The sequence below is a fragment of the Nocardia sp. NPDC051833 genome, assembly GCF_040681225.1.
Lineage (GTDB): Bacteria > Actinomycetota > Actinomycetes > Mycobacteriales > Mycobacteriaceae > Nocardia.
Window position 1 is genome coordinate 143,167 of record NZ_JBFAYK010000005.1, and the last position, 16,557, is coordinate 159,723.

Annotated in this window: 14 protein-coding genes; 12 read left to right on the top strand and 2 right to left on the bottom strand. The window is 70.3% G+C overall.

What is annotated here, in order from left to right; all coding sequences use genetic code 11:
* Nucleotides 1–67 precede the first annotated feature (67 nt).
* A complete protein-coding gene (locus AB0L91_RS31480) occupies nucleotides 68–1,501 on the top strand; it encodes an MFS transporter (protein ID WP_365016184.1) in 1,434 nt (477 codons plus the stop codon).
* A gap of 57 nt (nucleotides 1,502–1,558) precedes the next feature.
* Here AB0L91_RS31480 and AB0L91_RS31485 read toward each other — a convergent pair whose 3' ends face one another.
* Nucleotides 1,559–1,963: a hypothetical protein gene (locus AB0L91_RS31485; RefSeq protein ID WP_365016185.1), complete on the bottom strand. Its 405-nt coding sequence runs from the start codon at nucleotides 1,961–1,963 to the stop codon at nucleotides 1,559–1,561.
* A gap of 266 nt (nucleotides 1,964–2,229) precedes the next feature.
* On the opposite strand from AB0L91_RS31485, the gene AB0L91_RS31490 reads away from it, so the two are divergent.
* From AB0L91_RS31490 to pheT, 3 genes are all read left to right on the top strand, one after another.
* Complete coding sequence (locus AB0L91_RS31490) at nucleotides 2,230–2,898, top strand: Uma2 family endonuclease (RefSeq protein ID WP_365016187.1); 669 nt, start codon at nucleotides 2,230–2,232, stop codon at nucleotides 2,896–2,898.
* Nucleotides 2,899–3,463: 565 nt separating this feature from the next.
* Nucleotides 3,464–4,525, top strand: a complete 1,062-nt coding sequence (gene pheS, locus AB0L91_RS31495) for a phenylalanine--tRNA ligase subunit alpha (protein ID WP_355281614.1) — start codon at nucleotides 3,464–3,466, stop codon at nucleotides 4,523–4,525.
* Nucleotides 4,526–4,543: 18 nt separating this feature from the next.
* On the top strand, nucleotides 4,544–7,045 hold the full coding sequence (gene pheT / locus AB0L91_RS31500) for a phenylalanine--tRNA ligase subunit beta (protein ID WP_365016189.1): 2,502 nt from the start codon (nucleotides 4,544–4,546) through the stop codon (nucleotides 7,043–7,045).
* A 56-nt stretch (nucleotides 7,046–7,101) separates the two neighbouring features.
* On the opposite strand, the gene AB0L91_RS31505 is transcribed toward pheT, so the two are convergent.
* Nucleotides 7,102–7,974, bottom strand: coding sequence for a tyrosine-protein phosphatase (locus AB0L91_RS31505; RefSeq protein WP_365016191.1), 873 nt, complete (start codon nucleotides 7,972–7,974; stop codon nucleotides 7,102–7,104).
* 205 nt (nucleotides 7,975–8,179) lie between these two features.
* On the opposite strand from AB0L91_RS31505, the gene AB0L91_RS31510 reads away from it, so the two are divergent.
* The 8 genes from AB0L91_RS31510 to AB0L91_RS31545 all read left to right on the top strand — a co-directional run bounded on the left by AB0L91_RS31510 (nucleotide 8,180) and on the right by AB0L91_RS31545 (nucleotide 16,554).
* Nucleotides 8,180–9,544, top strand: coding sequence for a TerD family protein (locus tag AB0L91_RS31510; RefSeq protein ID WP_365016307.1), 1,365 nt, complete (start codon nucleotides 8,180–8,182; stop codon nucleotides 9,542–9,544).
* Nucleotides 9,541–10,308 carry an alpha/beta fold hydrolase gene (locus tag AB0L91_RS31515; protein ID WP_365016193.1) on the top strand — a complete coding sequence of 256 codons (768 nt, stop codon included), beginning with the start codon at nucleotides 9,541–9,543 and terminating at the stop codon, nucleotides 10,306–10,308. Before AB0L91_RS31510 ends, AB0L91_RS31515 begins: the two co-directional genes overlap by 4 nt.
* Nucleotides 10,309–10,348: 40 nt before the next feature.
* Nucleotides 10,349–10,855 (top strand): hypothetical protein, encoded by a 507-nt coding sequence (locus tag AB0L91_RS31520; protein WP_365016195.1) that lies wholly within the window; start codon nucleotides 10,349–10,351, stop codon nucleotides 10,853–10,855.
* Between the two features lie 46 nt (nucleotides 10,856–10,901).
* Entirely contained in the window at nucleotides 10,902–11,924 is a 1,023-nt protein-coding gene (locus tag AB0L91_RS31525) for a hypothetical protein (protein ID WP_365016196.1), read from the top strand.
* 377 nt (nucleotides 11,925–12,301) lie between these two features.
* The gene (locus tag AB0L91_RS31530) at nucleotides 12,302–15,070 is read left to right on the top strand and encodes a nitrate- and nitrite sensing domain-containing protein (protein WP_365016198.1); all 2,769 of its coding nucleotides are present in this window, start codon (nucleotides 12,302–12,304) and stop codon (nucleotides 15,068–15,070) included.
* Nucleotides 15,071–15,099: 29 nt separating this feature from the next.
* Entirely contained in the window at nucleotides 15,100–15,528 is a 429-nt protein-coding gene (locus tag AB0L91_RS31535) for a roadblock/LC7 domain-containing protein (protein ID WP_355281632.1), read from the top strand.
* The gene (locus AB0L91_RS31540; protein ID WP_357350442.1) at nucleotides 15,525–15,965 is read left to right on the top strand and encodes a DUF742 domain-containing protein; all 441 of its coding nucleotides are present in this window, start codon (nucleotides 15,525–15,527) and stop codon (nucleotides 15,963–15,965) included. The genes AB0L91_RS31535 and AB0L91_RS31540 overlap by 4 nt, the downstream gene beginning before the upstream one ends.
* A gap of 22 nt (nucleotides 15,966–15,987) precedes the next feature.
* Nucleotides 15,988–16,554, top strand: coding sequence for an ATP/GTP-binding protein (locus tag AB0L91_RS31545; protein ID WP_355281844.1), 567 nt, complete (start codon nucleotides 15,988–15,990; stop codon nucleotides 16,552–16,554).
* Nucleotides 16,555–16,557 lie beyond the last annotated feature (3 nt).

Below are 16,557 nucleotides of genomic sequence, written 5' to 3' on the forward strand. Positions count from 1 at the left end.
TGTTATCAGCCGATGCATAACCATTGGGCGTAGTTATCAGTGAATAACAACCAAGGGGCTCGGAGAGATGACGCAAACACTCGATCCAGGCGGCACGTCCACCGCCGAGACGCCGCCCGACGCGGGCGCGAAGGCCAAGCCGCTCGGTGCGGTCATCGCCGCGGTCGCCGTGCCGATGTTCATGGTGACGCTGGACAACCTCGTCGTGACGAACGCCCTACCGGTGATCAAAACCGAACTGGGAGCGTCACTTTCGGACCTGCAGTGGTTCGTCAACGCCTACACGCTGTCCTTCGCCTCGCTGCTGCTGACGGCGTCGGCGCTGGGTGACCGGATCGGCCGGCGCCGGGTCTTCCTGGCCGGTATCGCGCTGTTCGTCGTCGCCTCGGCGGCCTGTGCCATATCCACCGAGCCGTGGATGCTCATCGCGGCGCGCGCCGTGCAGGGCGCGGGCGGCGCGGCGGTGATGCCGTTGTCGCTGACCCTGCTCGCGGCGGCGGTCCCCGAGCGGATGCGCAGCGCCGCGATCGGCATCTGGGGCGGGATCGCGGGCCTCGGCATCGCGGTCGGTCCGGTGGTCGGCGGCGCGGTCGTCGACGGGCTGAACTGGCAGTGGATCTTCTGGCTGAACGTTCCGGTCGGCCTGCTGGCGATGCCGTTCGCGGCGCGCATGCTCGGTGAGTCCTTCGGCGCCGCGCGCAAGCTCGATCTCGTCGGCCTGGTGCTCTCGGCGGGCGGCGTGCTGGCCCTGGTGTGGGGCGTCATCCACGGTGCCGACGACGGCTGGACCGCACCGGCCGTGCTCACCGCGCTGATCGGCGGTGGTCTGCTGCTCGCCGCCTTCGTGGTCTGGGAGAACCGGACCACCGATCCGATGCTCCCGCTGCACATGTTCGCCTCCCGTGGCCTGAGCCTGAGCTTCCTGGTCTCCTTCGCGTTCTCCGCCGGGGTGTTCGGCGCGATCTTCCTGCTGGCCCAGTACTTCCAGGTGGTGCAGGGTTACTCGCCGCTGGAGTCGGGCATACGCACGATGCCGTGGACCATGGTTCCGATGGTCGTGGCGCCGCTGGCCGGTCTGGTGATCGATCGGGTCGGACCCCGGCTCCTCATCGCCGCCGGGCAGGTCTGCCTCGCGCTCTCGCTGGCGTGGATGGCGCTGATCATCACCGTCGACCTGCCCTACATCAACTTCGTCGCGCCCTTCGTGCTCGGCGGGATCGGCATGGGCCTGACCTTCGCCCCGTCCTCCACGATCGTGATGGACAGCGCCGCCCCCGACGACCAGGGCATGGCCTCCGGTATCAACAGCACCGTCCGCGAGGTCGGCGTCGCCATGGGCATCGCCATCCTGGCCTCGGTCTTCGCCTCCTACGGCGCCTACACCGACCCGCAGTCCTACGTCGACGGCCTCGTTCCCGCCGTCTGGGTCGGCGCGGGCCTGGTCGCCGTCGCGGCCGTCATCGCGGTCTTCCTGCCCCGGCACGCGGCCCCGGCGGCCTGATCCCGAGGAGCTGGTCCGCGTGCCGTCCGGTGCGCGGACCAGCGCCGTTTCCGCCTGTCATCGCCGATCGGTGGTGGCCGCCCCGTCCGGCACGGCCACCACCTGCCGCGGATCGTCGTAGACGATGACGCCCGGAGCATCGGTGTCCAGCCGGGCCCACGCGACCCCGTGCGCGTCGAGGATGTCGAGATAGCCACCGACCCGGTCGATCGCGTCCTCCGCCGTCGACGCGAACCAGGCCCTCGCCCTCGGGTGCAGCCGTCGACTGTCGGCGTGCCGGTGCAGCGCATAGGGATTCACCAGGTGCGTGGTCAACCATTCGTTGCCGACGCGGCGGAACCGCTCCTGCGCGACCGTCAACCGCCCCGCCGCCGACAAGCCGTCCACCAGCGCGAAGACACCGGGAAACTGGCCCCACCGATCCGGCCGCGCAGCCTGGAACCGCACATACAGCCGGGGCACACAGGGCTCGGCCCGCCGTCCGGGCGAAGCCGGTCGGCCCGCTGCTGATCGTCCGGGCGTACTGACTCCCGGCTCGGCGGAATTGTCCGGGTGGTCGCATGACCTAGTAGCCCGGGAACCAGGGTGTCGGCGGCCGATCAGGGCAAAGCCGCTGCCTGCCGCGGTCAGACGACCACGGTGGCCCCTGGGTGATGCCGAATCCTGGGTCTGTTCCTGCATCGCGTCGTCCTGTCTCGAGTCGAACACGCTGGGATTGCGGAAGGGTTGTGCCTGCCGCCGCGGTGGATGCGGTGACGCGTCCACCGCGGGTGCTGCGCGCTATCGTTGAGCACGGCAGTCCGCACGAATGGAGCGACCGCATGACCCTTCCCGCGATGCATCCACGTCCCGGCAATCTCCGTGGCGTCGCCGAGCAGATCGAACGCGCGACGGGTCTGCGGGTCGAGATTCTGGGAGGGGCGCTCGTGATGTCACCGACCCCGCGTGGAAAGCACGCGGGCACGATCCGCCGACTTCGGCACCAACTCGAGTCGGCCATGCCCAAGGGGCTCGCCGCCTATGAGGTGACATCGATCGCCATGCCCGGTGATATCGATGACTACTGCACGCCGGACCTCGTCGTGCTCCCTGACTCCTGGGATACCGACGATGAGTGGCTCGCCGACCCTGCCGATGTGGAGCTGGCCGTCGAGGTGATATCGAAATCGGAGAAGGCGCACCAGATCACCGGCAAGAACGGCTGGTACGGCGCGGCAGGTGTGCGCGCTCTGCTCGTCATCGACCCTCGGTTCGGCCGCTGGGCGCTGTATCGGGGGCCGAGTACCGGCGCATACCCGGACCCGGTCGAAGGTGATTTCGGTGCCCCGATCACGCTGTCGGCGCCGTTCTCGATGTCGCTCGACACCGCTTGTCTGCCGCTCTACGACAAGCACTGAAGGCGTCGGCGACGATCGCACGGTCACGCTGAACTCCCATCGCGATGTCAATCGACGTCCTCCGGTTCGGGAGCGTCATGGCCGGGCTCGGTTTCCCGCGGCCCGATCGGTCGCTGGGGGCAGGGGCCCGCCGCGCGGGGGAAGGGACGGTGGCGCGGGCCTCGGATGCCCAATCCGCACAGGGCCAGTCCGCTGCCCGGGGCCGTCCGGCGGGTGCGGGGGCCCGGGGGTGGGGTCGAATCGCAAGTCTGTTCCGGCATCGAGTCGTCCTGTTCTCGAGTCGAACACGCTGATGTGTATGAACGGTTGGACGGGACTCGAAGCGATTCGGTTCCCACGATTTCGCGGCGAGTCGCCGATCTTGGTCGGGACCCGGGGAAGGCCATCTGACCTGGACTTGTAGGTCCATATCGGGACCTTCCGGTGGGCACTAGCACGGTCTCGATCGCGCCGCCGGTAATCCGGATGAATCGCGCGAAGCCGATCCCATAGGATTTATGCAGCACCGATACGGGTAGGCAATGACGCACCCGTGAACCGATCCCCAGGGGAGAGTCGAACGATCGTGGCCGACGACAACAGTGGAGTCGAGCAGAACGCCTTGCTGACCGAGGAGGCACTCGCGGCAGCGGCAGCGGAGGCCGAGAAGGCGTTCGCCGCTGCGGCTGATCTGGATGCGCTGGCGGTCGCCAAGACCGAGTACATCGGCGGTAAGTCGCCGATCGCGCTCGCTCAGCGCGGCTTGGGTACGCTGCCCAAGGACGAGAAGGCCGACGCGGGCAAGCGGGTCAACGTCGCCCGCAAGCGCGTGTCCGACGCGTTCGAGGCGCGCCGCGCCGCGCTGCTGGAAGAGCGCGATCAGGCCGTCCTGGTGGCCGAGAAGATCGACGTCACGCTGCCCGCGCGCCGTCAGCCGGTCGGCGCCCGCCACCCCATCACCGTCATCTCCGAGCAGATCGCCGACGTGTTCGTCGGCATGGGCTGGGAGGTCGCGGAGGGTCCCGAGGTCGAGACCGAGCACTTCAACTTCGACGCGCTGAACTTCCTGCCCGATCACCCGGCGCGCACCATGCAGGACACCTTCCACATCGCCCCGGAGGGCTCGCGCCAGGTGCTGCGCACGCACACCTCCCCGGTGCAGGTGCGTTCGATGCTGGAACGCGAGCTGCCGATCTACGTCGTGTGCCCCGGCCGCACCTTCCGCACCGACGAGCTCGACGCCACCCACACCCCGGTGTTCTCCCAGGTGGAGGGTCTGGCCATCGACAAGGGCCTCACCATGGCCCACCTGCGCGGCACCCTGGACGCGTTCGCGCGCGCGCTGTTCGGCCCCGACACCCGAACCCGTATGCGCCCCAACTACTTCCCGTTCACCGAACCCTCGGCCGAGGTCGACGTGTGGTTCCCGGACAAGAAGGGCGGCGCGGGCTGGGTCGAGTGGGGTGGCTGCGGCATGGTCAACCCGAAGGTCCTGATCGCCAGCGGCATCGATCCCGAGGTGTACTCCGGGTTCGCGTTCGGCATGGGCATGGAGCGCACGCTGCAGTTCCGCAACGGCATCCCCGACATGCGCGACATCGTCGAGGGTGACGTGCGGTTCACCCTGCCCTTCGGTATCCGGTCCTGAGAGAGAGCGAAAAGTCACGTGCGAGTAGCGCAGTCCTGGCTGACCGAGATCCTGCAGCGCACCACCCCGGAATGGTCGGTGTCCGCCGAAGAGCTCGACGCCGGTTTCGTCCGGGTCGGCCTGGAGGTCGAGGAGGTCGACAAGCTCGAGCCGATCGGTGGTGACATCGACAAGCCGCTGGTCGTCGGCCGGGTCGCCGAGATCACCGAGCTGACCGAGTTCAAGAAGCCGATCCGCTTCTGCAAGGTCGACGTCGGCAACCCCGAGCTGCAGGAGATCGTCTGTGGCGCCCGCAATTTCGCGGTCGGCGACCTGGTGGTCGTGGTGCTGCCCGGTGGTGAGCTGCCGGGCGGGTTCAAGATCTCCTCCCGCAAGACCTACGGGCACACCTCCAACGGCATGATCTGCTCGGTCGCCGAACTCGGCATCGGCAAGGATCACGACGGCATCCTCGTGCTCGAGCCCGGCTCCGCGCAGCCGGGTGACGACGCGAACGTGCTGCTCGGCACCGACGACACGATCATCGAGCTCAACATCACCCCCGACCGCGGCTACTGCTTCTCGGTGCGCGGCCTGGCCCGCGAGCTGGCCTGCGGCTTCGACCTCGAGTACGCCGACCCCGCCGTGCGGACGCTGCCCGACGGCGACGCGACGGCGTGGCCGGTGCGGCTCGAGGCCGACTCCGAGTGCACGCGGTTCGGCGCGCGGCGGGTCACCGGGATCGACCCGAACGCGGTGAGCCCGCTGTGGCTGCAGCGCAGGCTGATGCTGTCGGGCATGCGCCCGATCTCGCCCGCCGTCGACGTCACCAACTACGTGATGCTCGAACTGGGCCAGCCGCTGCACGCCTTCGACGCGGCGAAGCTCAACGGCGGCTTGGTCGTTCGCTCGGCGCACAAGGGCGAGACCCTGCGCACCCTCGACGACACCGAGCGCACGCTCGACGCCGAGGACGTGGTGATCGCCGACGATTCCGGCGTCGTCTCGCTGGCCGGTGTGATGGGCGGCGCGAGCACCGAGGTCGGCCCGGAGACCACCGACGTGGTGCTCGAGGCCGCGACCTGGAACCCGCTGCGGGTGTACCGCACGGCGCGCAGGCACAAGCTGGTCTCGGAGGCGGGCAAGCGCTACGAGCGCGTCGTCGACCCGGAGATCAACATCGTCGCGCTCGACCGGGCGGCGACGCTGCTGGCCGAGATCACCGGCGGCACCATCGAAGCCACGCTCACCGACATCCGGGTGCCGCTCGCGCCGGTCGCCCCGATCGCGATGGACATCGACCTGCCCGACCGCGTCGCCGGCGTCACCTACCCGGCGGGTACCGCCGTGCGCAGGCTCGCCCAGATCGGCGCCGGGGTCGAGATCGAGGTCAACGACGCGGGCAAGACCCAGCTGCTGGTGACCCCGCCGAGCTGGCGGCCCGACCTGACCCAGCCCGCCGACCTGGTCGAGGAGGTGCTGCGCCTGGAGGGTCTCGAGCAGATCCCGTCGGTGCTGCCGTCCGCGCCCGCCGGTCGCGGCCTGACCGCCGCGCAGAAGCGGCGCAGGGCCGTGAGCCGGGCGCTGGCCTTCGCCGGTGGCGTCGAGGTGCCCGCGCCGGTGTTCCTGCCCGCCGGGGTGTTCGACGTGTGGGGCCTGGACGCGGGCGACCCGCGCCGCAACACCACCCGCGTGCTGAACCCGCTCGACACCGAGCGGCCCGAGCTGGCGACCACCCTGCTGCCCGGTCTGCTGGAAGTGGCCGCCCGCAACATCTCCCGCGGCGCCCGCGACCTCACGATCTACGGCATCGCCCAGGTCGTGCTGCCCGGCGCCGGGACCCACGCGGTCGAGGCGCTGCCGGTGGACCGGCGCCCCACCGACGAGCAGATCGCCGAGCTCACCGCGTCGCTGCCCGCGCAGCCGGTGCACGTGGCCGCGGTGCTCAGCGGCAAGCGTGACCCGCGCGGCCCCTGGGGCCCCGGCCGCCAGGCCGAGGCCGCCGACACCTTCGCGCTGGTCGACGCCGTCGCCGACGCCGCCGGTGTCACCGTGGAGCGCCGGGCCGCGGTGCACCTGCCGTGGCATCCGGGCCGCTGCGCGGAACTGGTCGTCGACGGTGTCGTCGTCGGCCACGCGGGCGAGCTGCACCCGGCCGTGCTCGAGCGTGCCGGTCTGCCGCCGCGCACCTGCGCGCTGGAACTCGACCTCGACGCGCTGCCGCTGACCCAGGCCCGTCCGGCGCCCACGGTGTCGGCGTTCCCCGCCGTCCTGCAGGACGTGTCGGTCAGCGTGGAGAAGGCCGTGCCCGCCGCGAGCGTCGAAGCGGCGCTGCGCACCGGCGGTGGCGACCTGCTCGAGGACATCGCGCTGTTCGACGTCTACGAGGGCGCCCAGGCCGGGGCGGGCCGCAAGTCCCTCACCTACGCCCTGCGTTTCCGCGCCACCGACCGCACCCTCACCGAGGACGAGGCCAGCGCCGCACGCGATGCCGCCGTCGCCGCGGCGGGCACCGCGGTCGGCGCCGAACTGCGCGGCTGATCCACCGCGCGAAGGCCGCCCGGCATCCCGCCGGGCGGCCTTCGTCGTTCCTCCGGTCAGGACACCAGGTTCTTCCGCAGTTTCATCAGGGTCCAGCCGTCGAGCCCGAGTCCGTCGGTGAGGTATTTGCCGAAGTCCCCGAACTTCTCGTCGATCTGCGCGAGCGCGACCTCGAGGTAGTCGTCGCGAACCTCCTGCAGCGGAATCAGCAGATCCGGGTTCTGCATGATGCCCGCCTGCTTCAGCTGGGCCCGCAGCGCGGCGTCCGCCGCCGCCCGGTACTGGTTCGACAGCAGGTAGTCCTGCCGCGCCACCGATTCCGGCACGCCGACGGCGCGCAGCGTCACGTAGGACAGCCAGCCGGTCCGGTCCTTGCCCGCGGTGCAGTGGTACAGCGTCGTGTTCCCGGTGTCCGCGAGATCGCGGACCGACTGCCCGAACTTCCCCAGCGCGTCGGGGGTGAAGAAGTTGAGGTAGACGTTCTGCATGATCTGCTCGGCCTTGCCGTCGCCCAGCATGTTCTGCTGCTGCACCGGGTCCTTGGACGAGATCGCCTGGTACATCTTCACGAACATGCCGCCGTCGTCGATCGGCCGGGCCACCAGCGCGGCGCCGGCGGGCAGCTTGTCGGCCCCCATCGACTGGATCTCGGCCGGGGTCCGGAAGTCGATCACCTTGCCGACCTTCAGCGCCGTCAGCTTCTGCAGATCGGCATCGGTCAGCTTGGCGAGCGCGTCGGCCCGAACGAGCTTGCCGGACTTGACCTTCGCCCCGTCGTAGGTGATGTACCCACCCAGGTCCCGGACATTGGCGGCGCCCTGCAGGTCGATCCGGGTGGGCGCGCCCCCGCCGGGGGCGGCGTCGGCGGTCCCGACCAACCCCACCGCCACCAGCCCGACGGCCATCAGCGGTACGGATACCAACGACAACAACGACTTCCGCTTCCGCGTTACAACTGAATTGCTCATTCGCGAGACGCTAGGGGCGCCCGGCTGCCTCTCCGCTGCTTCCCGGAACGGGGCACCGTCCAACAGGACTCGCGACCCGGTCACCGAGATCGGGTGTTTCACCCCGCCGCCGCGACCACGCGGCTTGGGCGGGGCGAGTGGGCGGGCTAGGTTGGCAGGTGTGTCGATGATGAAAGGCGCCAATGTCGCGGTCCCCGCTGCGGCCGTCCGCGTCGAACTCGGGTGGCGGTCGGGGGCCGGGGTGCCCGACGCCGACGCGTCCGCGCTGCTGCTGGCCGGCGCGAAGGTGCGCTCCGACGACGACTTCGTCTTCTACAACCAGGCCGTGCACCCGTCGGGCGCGGTGCGCCACGAAGGAAAGCAGCAGGGCGACATCGTCGTCGACACGCTGTCGGTGAACCTGGTCCAGGTGGAGCCGCAGATCGAGACGATCGTGCTCGCCGCCTCCGCCGACGGCGGTACCTTCGGCCAGTTCCACGGTCTCTACATCCGGGTGCTCGACGCGGCCACCGGCGCCGAGGTCGCCCGCTTCGACAGCACCGGGGCCACCACCGAGACCGCCTTCGTCCTGGGTGAGCTGTACCGCCGCCAGGGCGCGTGGAAGTTCCGCGCCGTCGGCCAGGGCTACGACTCCGGCCTCGCCGGCCTGGCCACCGACTTCGGCATCACCGTCGACGACGCCCCCACCCCACCCCCGCCCCGACCGCAACCGGCCCCACCGCACTTCGCGCCCGCCCCACCGCCGTACCCGCAGGCCGGGCAGCCCTCCGCGCCGCCGACGCAGCCGTTCGCTCCGGCCGAGCCGAACCAGCCGCAGCCTGCTGCACCGCAGCAGTACCCCGGTCAGCAGCACTTCGCGCCGCAAGGGCAGAATTCGGCCCCGCCCACAGCGCCACCGGTACACCAGGCCAAGGTCTCGCTCACCAAGGAAGCGCCTTCGGTCTCGCTCACCAAGCACGGTGCCACCGGTGGCGTCATGCGGGTCAACCTCAACTGGACCTCGATGGCCGCCTCCGGTCGGCTGTTCGGCAAGCTGCGCGGCAAGAACATCGACCTCGATCTGTGCTGCTTCTTCGAGCTGGTCAACGGTGCGATCGGCTCGGTGCGCGCGCTGGATCGCCGGTTCGGCGCGCTGTACGAGCCGCCGTTCATCCACCTGGACCAGGACGACCGCACCGGCGCCAGCATCACCGGCGAGAACCTCTCGATCAATCTGGACTACACCCGGTTCTTCCGCCGCATCCTGGTGTTCGCCTCGATCTACGACGGTGCGAGCGATTTCCGCGGCGTACACGCCACCGTCACCCTGCATCCGGTGAACTCGGCGCCGATCGAGATGACCCTCGACGGCTGCGCCGACAACTCCCGCGACGCCGTGCTCGCCGTGCTGGAGAACGTGAACGGCGAGCTGGTGGTCCGGCGCGAGGGCGCCTTCGTCCGGCCGCCGGCCGGTCAGCCGGGCGGCGGCGTCGTGGAGATCGCCCGGCTCTACCACTGGGACTTCGGTTTCCAGGCGGGCCGCGGCAAGTGATCCGCCATCCCGCGACCCGGGTGATGAACGCGCTGGTCTACCACCCGGACAAGCATGTCGCCCAGACCCCCGCCGCCTTCGGCCTCGACTACCGCGACCTCACCGTGCGCACCGCCGACGGCGTCGACGTGCACGGCTGGTTCGTGCGCGCCGAGCGCCCGCGCGGGCACATCCTCTACGCGCACGGCAACGCGGGCACCATCGGCGACCGGGTGCCGATTATCGCGCTGCTGGTCCGGGCCGGTTTCGACGTGCTTGCCTTCGACTACCGCGGTTTCGGCCACAGCACGGGCACGCCGGGGGAGCAGGGCACCTATCTCGATGCCAGGGCGGTCCGCGCCGCCCTGCTCGACCAGCCCGGGGTCGACCCGGAGCGGGTGCTGTACCTGGGTAAGTCGCTCGGCGGCGGCGTCCTGCTCGAGCTGGCCACCGAGCACCCGCCCGCGGGCCTGCTGCTCATGTCGACCTTCAGCAGCATGCGCGCGGCGGCCCGGTCGGTCTATCCGTTCCTGCCCGCGCCGCTGATCCCGAACGCGTACCCGAGCCTGCGCCGGATCGCCGAACTCCGCGTTCCGGTGCTGATGTTCCACGGCGACCGGGACGAACTGCTCCCGTTGCGCCACGCCGAGCGGCTGTTCGCCGCGGCCGGGGAGCCGAAGGAACTGGTCGTGGTCCCCGGCGCGGGCCACAACGACGTCATCGACGCGCTGGGCCCGGCGTGGCCCCGGCGCATCGTCGCGTGGACCGACACCTTCCTGGCCTGATCTCCTGGGCCTGTCGCACCGGTCTGCGTAGCCTGGCGGTATGAGCGAAACGAGCGAGATCCTCGGTCACCTGGCCGCGCTGCCGGACGCCGAACTGGTGTCGGTGCTGCGGGCCGCCGTCGCCGGGCGACCCGGCCTCGGCGCCGTCGCCGCCGCGCTCGCCCAGATCGAGACCGGTCATGCCGAGACCGGTGGCCCTGTGACTCTGGACACGGATGTCCTGGACGCCGATGTGGTGTCCGTCGCATCGGAGCAGGTCGGAGGCGCCATGCCGGTACCGCCGGTACCGCATGGCCTGCCCGGAACGGCCGCACCCACTGCGACCGGCGGGTATTCCACTTCCGGAGTGCCGACATTCGACGCGGTTCGCGATAAGGTCGAGCAGCGCTTCGGCACCGCGCAGGGAATGGGTGAGCTCGACCGGCAGACCCCCGCGGGTCGCAGTGCCGACGAACAGTGGGAGGCGCGGGAGAAAGCCGCGCGCGAGCGTCTGGACCAGATCCGGAAATCGATGCAGCGCAACGATTCCGGAGCCGACGACAAGTAGCCGCAAGGTCTCCCGTCCGATGCAACGACCGTGATGGGTGGACCCGATGACACAGGCGCGCCAGATCGCCGAACGACTACTCGACGCGCAGGTCGAGTTCCTGCTCGCCGAGGTGACCGGCGAACGGTTCGCCGAGGTGATCGCGCGCGACGTGGCCACGGTGCTGGCCGTCGGCGACACCATCGTCTTCGGTGACGTGGTCTCGCTCGAGCAAGGCGAGCAGACCGTCGCGACGGTCTTCGACCGGATCGGCGGCAGCCCCGTCATCGCCGACACCGTCGGTATCTTCTCCGACGCGATCTACGATCACATCGCCGCCAATACCGAGTACACCCTCGGCGACGTCGTCGACCGGGAGCCGGTGGAAGCGCTGCTGGAGAAGATCTTCGGCATGCACCAGGCCCAGGAGCGCATCCTGGACCGGCTCACCGAGAGCCCGTTGGTGGCCACCGTCGCGGCCCGCTTCGTCGACAAGCTGATCGGCGATTTCATGCAGGCCAACCGCGAACGCGCCGAGAAGATCCCCGGCGTCTCCTCGCTGATGTCGCTGGGCCAGTCCGCCGCGAACCGCGCCAAGAAGGTCGCCGACAGCACCTTCGTCGGTGACCTCGCGGGCAAGGGTGCCCTGTTCGCGCTCAAGCGCACCAACAACGCCATCCGGGACATGCTGCGCGACGCGCCGGTGCACTCGGCGGCCATGGAGTTCTGGGACCTGCACGCCGACGAGCCGGTGGCCGGCCTGCGGGAGTATCTGACCCAGAAGGACCTCAACGAACTGGTCCAGATCTGCTACGAGATCGCGGTGACGACCAGGGAGAAGGAATACTTCGGCATGCTCGTGCGCGAGTGCGTCGAGGTGTTCTACGACAAGTACAGCAAGCACACGCTCTCGGCGATGCTGCCCGAACTCGGCCTGAACGCCGAGGACGTCGCCACCGAGATCCTGCGCTACGGTCCCGCCGTCATCGAGTCGGCCAAGCGCAACGGTGTGCTGGCCGGGCTGATCCGGGAGCGGCTGGAGCCGTTCTTCTTCTCCGAGCAGGTGCTCGGCATTCTCGCCGGCGAGTAATCACCGTTCGGTCTCGAAATTCCGGAATGACCCGGGGATTCGTATTTCGTCTCGCTATCGTTCATTTCGGAGCGGTTGACGCGCGTGCGTTTTCGGTCGAGCACCGGAAACGCGTCGCCGGAAATGTGGGCGGCGTCACGGCCGCTACCAGTCGCTATGTGTCGCGCATCGAACGGGCCGGTCACGCAATTGCGGTGGGGGCTGTGAGCTTTCGGACACAGAAAGCCCCGTTGATTTCCGGCATGTTGAGATCAGTGCACGAAACACGTTCTTACGCTGTCCCGGATTGACCCTGCCGTCCGGGCAGTGCAAGTTGACACCTGACTTTCAGTGGGCCGCCGGGAAATCCACCCGCCGGTGTTTCGAAGGAGCAGGTGGTGCGTTCACATTCCCGTCGGCAGGCCGCGGGCGGCAGGCTGATCCGGCCGCGCACTATCGCCGGGCAGCTCGCCCGGATCCTGGCGGTCTCGCTGGTGCTGGTCCTAGCCCTGCTCGGCCTGACGATGGCGGGGCAGATCAGCGCCTTCCGACGCAGTGGCGAGACCGTCGACGCGGTCGCGGTGGCGCTGGCCGCCCAGGATCTGGTGCACCAGGTGCAGCGCGAACGCGGCCTGAGCAACGGTCTGCTCGGCGGCGACCAGCGGCTGCTGGCCCCGCTCACCGAGCAGCGGGCGGGCACCGACGTGGCGCTGCGGAATCTGGCGGGCATCATCGCGGCCGATCCGCCCGGCGCGGGCGAGGTCCGCTCGGCGCTGGGGCATCTGGCCGGGCTGCCCGGCGTTCGCTCGCAGATCGATACCCGCACGGTCTCGCGCCCGGCGGCCTTCCAGTTCTATTCCGACAGCATCGACGCGATGAACCGGTTGGCGCTCGGCCTGGACCAGGCTCGCGATCCGGCGGTGCGGCACGGCTTGCAGGCGCTCTACGCCCTCGGTGACGCCAAGGAGTTCACCGCGCGGGAACGCGGCTTCCTCAACGGTGTGTTCGCCGCCGGGGAGTTCGGGCCGGGGGAGTACGTGCAGTTCCTCGACATCCGCGCCGCCCGCAATGCCGCGCTCACCCAGTTCGACCGCGATGCCACGCCCGCCCAGCAGGACCGGCTCGACGCGGTCATGGCGGGGGAGAGTGCCACGCTGGCAGCCGAATCGGAGAACGTCGCGATCGCCTCCACGGCGGGTCCGCTGACCCAGCTGGTCGACCCGGCGGTGTGGTGGTCGCGGATGACCGACGTCATCGACGAACAGCGCGTCGTGCAGCAGGCCGTCGGCGACGACGTGCGCGCCCGCGCCGAAGACCTGCGCCGCGACGCCGCGCTGATCCTGGCCGGCTTCGCGCTGGCTGCCCTGCTGGCGATCGCCGCCGAGGTGGCGCTGGTGTTCGCGAGTATCCGGGCCATCGTCCGCCCGCTGGCCCGGCTCGCCGCCGAAGCCGACGACGTGGCGTCGAGCCGGCTGCCCGAGGTGATCGCCGCGTGGCGCGGGTCCGCCGACAGCCGTCCCGAACCGCCCGCGCCCGTGCGCACGCCGCCGGGCGCCAGCGCCGAGATCGGCGCGGTCGCCGGTGCGCTGGACCGGGTGCAGTCCACCGCGTTCGACCTGGCCTCCGAGCAGGCGCTGGTGCGGCGCAACACCACCGAGTCGATGGCCAACCTGGCCCGCCGCAACCAGAACCTGGTGCGCAGGCAGCTCGGGCTGATCAGCGAGTTCGAGCGCGAGGAACTCGACCCGAAGGCGCTGTCGAACCTGTTCGAACTCGACCATCTGGCTACCCGCATGCGGCGCAACGCGGAGAGCCTGCTGGTGCTCGTCGGTGAGGCGAGCCCGCGCCGATGGGCCGAGCCGATCGCGCTCACCGATGTCATCCGGGCCGGCCTGTCGGAGGTCGACGACTACCGCCGGGTGGTGCTGCGCCGGGTCGACGACATCGCGATCGCGGGCGCGGTCGTCAGCGAACTCGCCCACGTGCTGGCCGAACTCATCGAGAACGGCCTGGCCTTCTCCCCGCCGGACCTCGAGGTCGAGGTCTACGGCCGCAAGGTGGCGGGCGGGTATCTGCTCGCCGTCGTCGACCACGGCGTCGGCATGCCCGCCGACCAGCTCGCCGAGGCCAACGCGCGGCTGCGCGGCGAACAGGACTTCATCGTCGCCTCCACCCGCTACCTCGGGCACTACGTCGTCGGCAGGCTGGCCGGCCGCCTCGGCATCGACGTGGAGCTCAACACCTCCCCGGTCAGCGGCATCGTCGCCCGCCTGCTGCTGCCGCCGAGCATTCTCGTCGACGAGAGCGCCCGCCCGGTCGAACCGGCCGCCGCCCGGGACCGCTCCGGCGCGCCGGAATCCGGCCGCGCGGACGTGCCGTCGGGGCGCAACGGCACGGCCGTCACGCCGGATGTCGCCGGATCCGTTGTCGTGCAGGACGATTCCCGGTCGCCGAACGCGCTGGCGGAGCACTGGCGATTCGACGCACCCGACCGATCGCGGCACAGCCGGAACCCCGACTCCGCTCCGCCCAACGGCACCGCCGCCCCCGGCGATTCGGTCTACGCGCAGTTCCTCAGCAGCACCACCAATGCCATCGGCTACCACGGCACACCGAACGATCCGGCCCCGGCGATCCCCGGCGCGGGCGATCACCCACGCGACGGCGGAGCACCGGCATCCGCCGACCCGAGCGGCGCGCGCAACGGTGTGGGACCGGCGTCGTTCGGCACGAACGGCGCCTCCGGCGCGGATCGGGTGCGCAACGGCGTGCACCCGCCGGGCGCGCACCCGGTGCGCCACAGCACGACACCGGGAACTCCTGCCACCGACCGCGGCCGCAACGGCGTGGCGCACGGTGACTCCGCGGAGGTCGCGCGCGCCGACGTGCCGACGCCGGGTATCCGGCACGATCTGGCGGCCGTCGACCCGACCGGCCCCGCCGCCGTCGAACGCACCCGCAACGGCCTGGTGAAGCGCAGCAAGCGCGCCAAGATCACCGGCTCGCCCGACCGTCCGCGCCGGGAACCGGTGCTCCGCGAGGACCGGCCGCCGGTCGTCGAACGGACCCCCGACCAGACGCGCACCATGCTCTCGTCGTTCCGCACCGGCCACGAACGCGGCGGCGACACCACACCCGGTACCACCCCGCACGATCCGACCCACTGACCGATCGGACCCGACCACAGGAGCTCCCGGTGACCACCCATCTACCGACCGCCGATCCCCACACCTTCAACTGGCTGCTCGGCAACTTCGTCCGCAACACCGACGGCGTGCGCGACACCGTCGCCGTGTCCTCCGACGGGCTGCTCATCGCCATGTCCGACGGCCTGGACCGCACCGGCGCCGACCGGTTGGCCGCCATGGTGTCGGGCCTGTCCAGCCTCGCCCGCAGTGCTTCGCGCAGTTACGATTTCGACGGCCTGAAGCTGATCATGATCGAGATGAAGCGCGGATTCCTGCTGGTCTCGGCGCTCGGTGACGGCAGTTGCCTCGGGGTGATCGCCGACGGTGGCTGCGATGTCGGCCTGGTCGGCTACGAGATGGCGGTGCTGGCCGAACGCGCGGGTTCGCTGCTCGACCCACGGCTGATCGGCGAACTGCGAGAGTCGTTGCGCAGATGAGAGATCCCGATCGTCCCCGGCTGCCCGATCCGCGCATGATCCCGATGAACCGCCCGACCGGCTGGCGCGAGGAGCTACCGCCGGTCCCGGTGGCGCCCACCGACGTCGACGACGTCGACGATCGCTTCGTCCGGCCGTTCGTGGTCACCGCGGGCCGCACCGTCCCGGTGCTGGACGGGCTGCGCATCGAAACCCTCGTGCAGGCGCCGCCGTCCGCGCTGTCGGCGCCGCTGCGGTTCGAGGAACGCACCGTCGTGCAGTTGTGCCTGCGACCGCACTCCATCGCCGAAATCGGTGCCGCCCTGCGGGTTCCGGTCGGCATCGCCAAGGTGATCGTCAGCGACCTGGCCGCGGCGGGCCACGTGTCGGTCCGCGACGCCCCGGAACTGTCGACCGCCGCCATCGAGAGGATCAGGGATCTTGTTCGCGCACTCTGAATTCCGTACCGCCGCACCGGCGATGCCGTCGTCGGTGAAGATCGTGGTCAGCGGCGGCTTCGGCGTCGGCAAGACCACCTTCATCGGCGCCATCTCCGAGATCGAGCCGCTGGTGACGGAGGCGTCGATGACCGAGGTGTCGATCGGCGTCGACGACCCGGGCCGCCGCGCCGAGAAGACCGCCACCACGGTCGCGCTGGACTTCGGCCGCATCACCCTGGACCAGTCGCTGATCCTGTACCTGTTCGGTACCCCGGGCCAGGACCGTTTCGTGTTCCTCTGGGACGACCTCGTCGACGGAGCCCTCGGCGCGGTCATCGTCGTCGACACCGGCCGGGTCGAGGACTGCTACCCGGTGCTGGACTACTTCGAGGAGCACGACACCCCGTTCGTCGTCGTGGTCAACCGCTTCGACGACGCCACCCGCTTCGACCTCACCGAGGTCCGCGAAGCCCTCGGCCTCGACGACTGGATCCCCGTGCTGGACTGCGACGCGCGCGACCGCGACTCGGTCCGCGATGTCCTGGTGGCCCTGCTCGAACAGGTCCTGCTGCATCGCGTCCAGCCCCGGCACCGGGAGGTGAGCTGACCC

Coding starts and splice junctions, on each gene's coding strand:
- AB0L91_RS31480 (WP_365016184.1), top strand. CDS start 68: ATGACGCAAACACTCGATCCAGGCGGCACGTCCACCGCCGAGACGCCG.
- AB0L91_RS31510 (WP_365016307.1), top strand. CDS start 8,180: ATGATGAAAGGCGCCAATGTCGCGGTCCCCGCTGCGGCCGTCCGCGTC.
- AB0L91_RS31545 (WP_355281844.1), top strand. CDS start 15,988: ATGCCGTCGTCGGTGAAGATCGTGGTCAGCGGCGGCTTCGGCGTCGGC.
- AB0L91_RS31520 (WP_365016195.1), top strand. CDS start 10,349: ATGAGCGAAACGAGCGAGATCCTCGGTCACCTGGCCGCGCTGCCGGAC.
- AB0L91_RS31525 (WP_365016196.1), top strand. CDS start 10,902: ATGACACAGGCGCGCCAGATCGCCGAACGACTACTCGACGCGCAGGTC.
- AB0L91_RS31540 (WP_357350442.1), top strand. CDS start 15,525: ATGAGAGATCCCGATCGTCCCCGGCTGCCCGATCCGCGCATGATCCCG.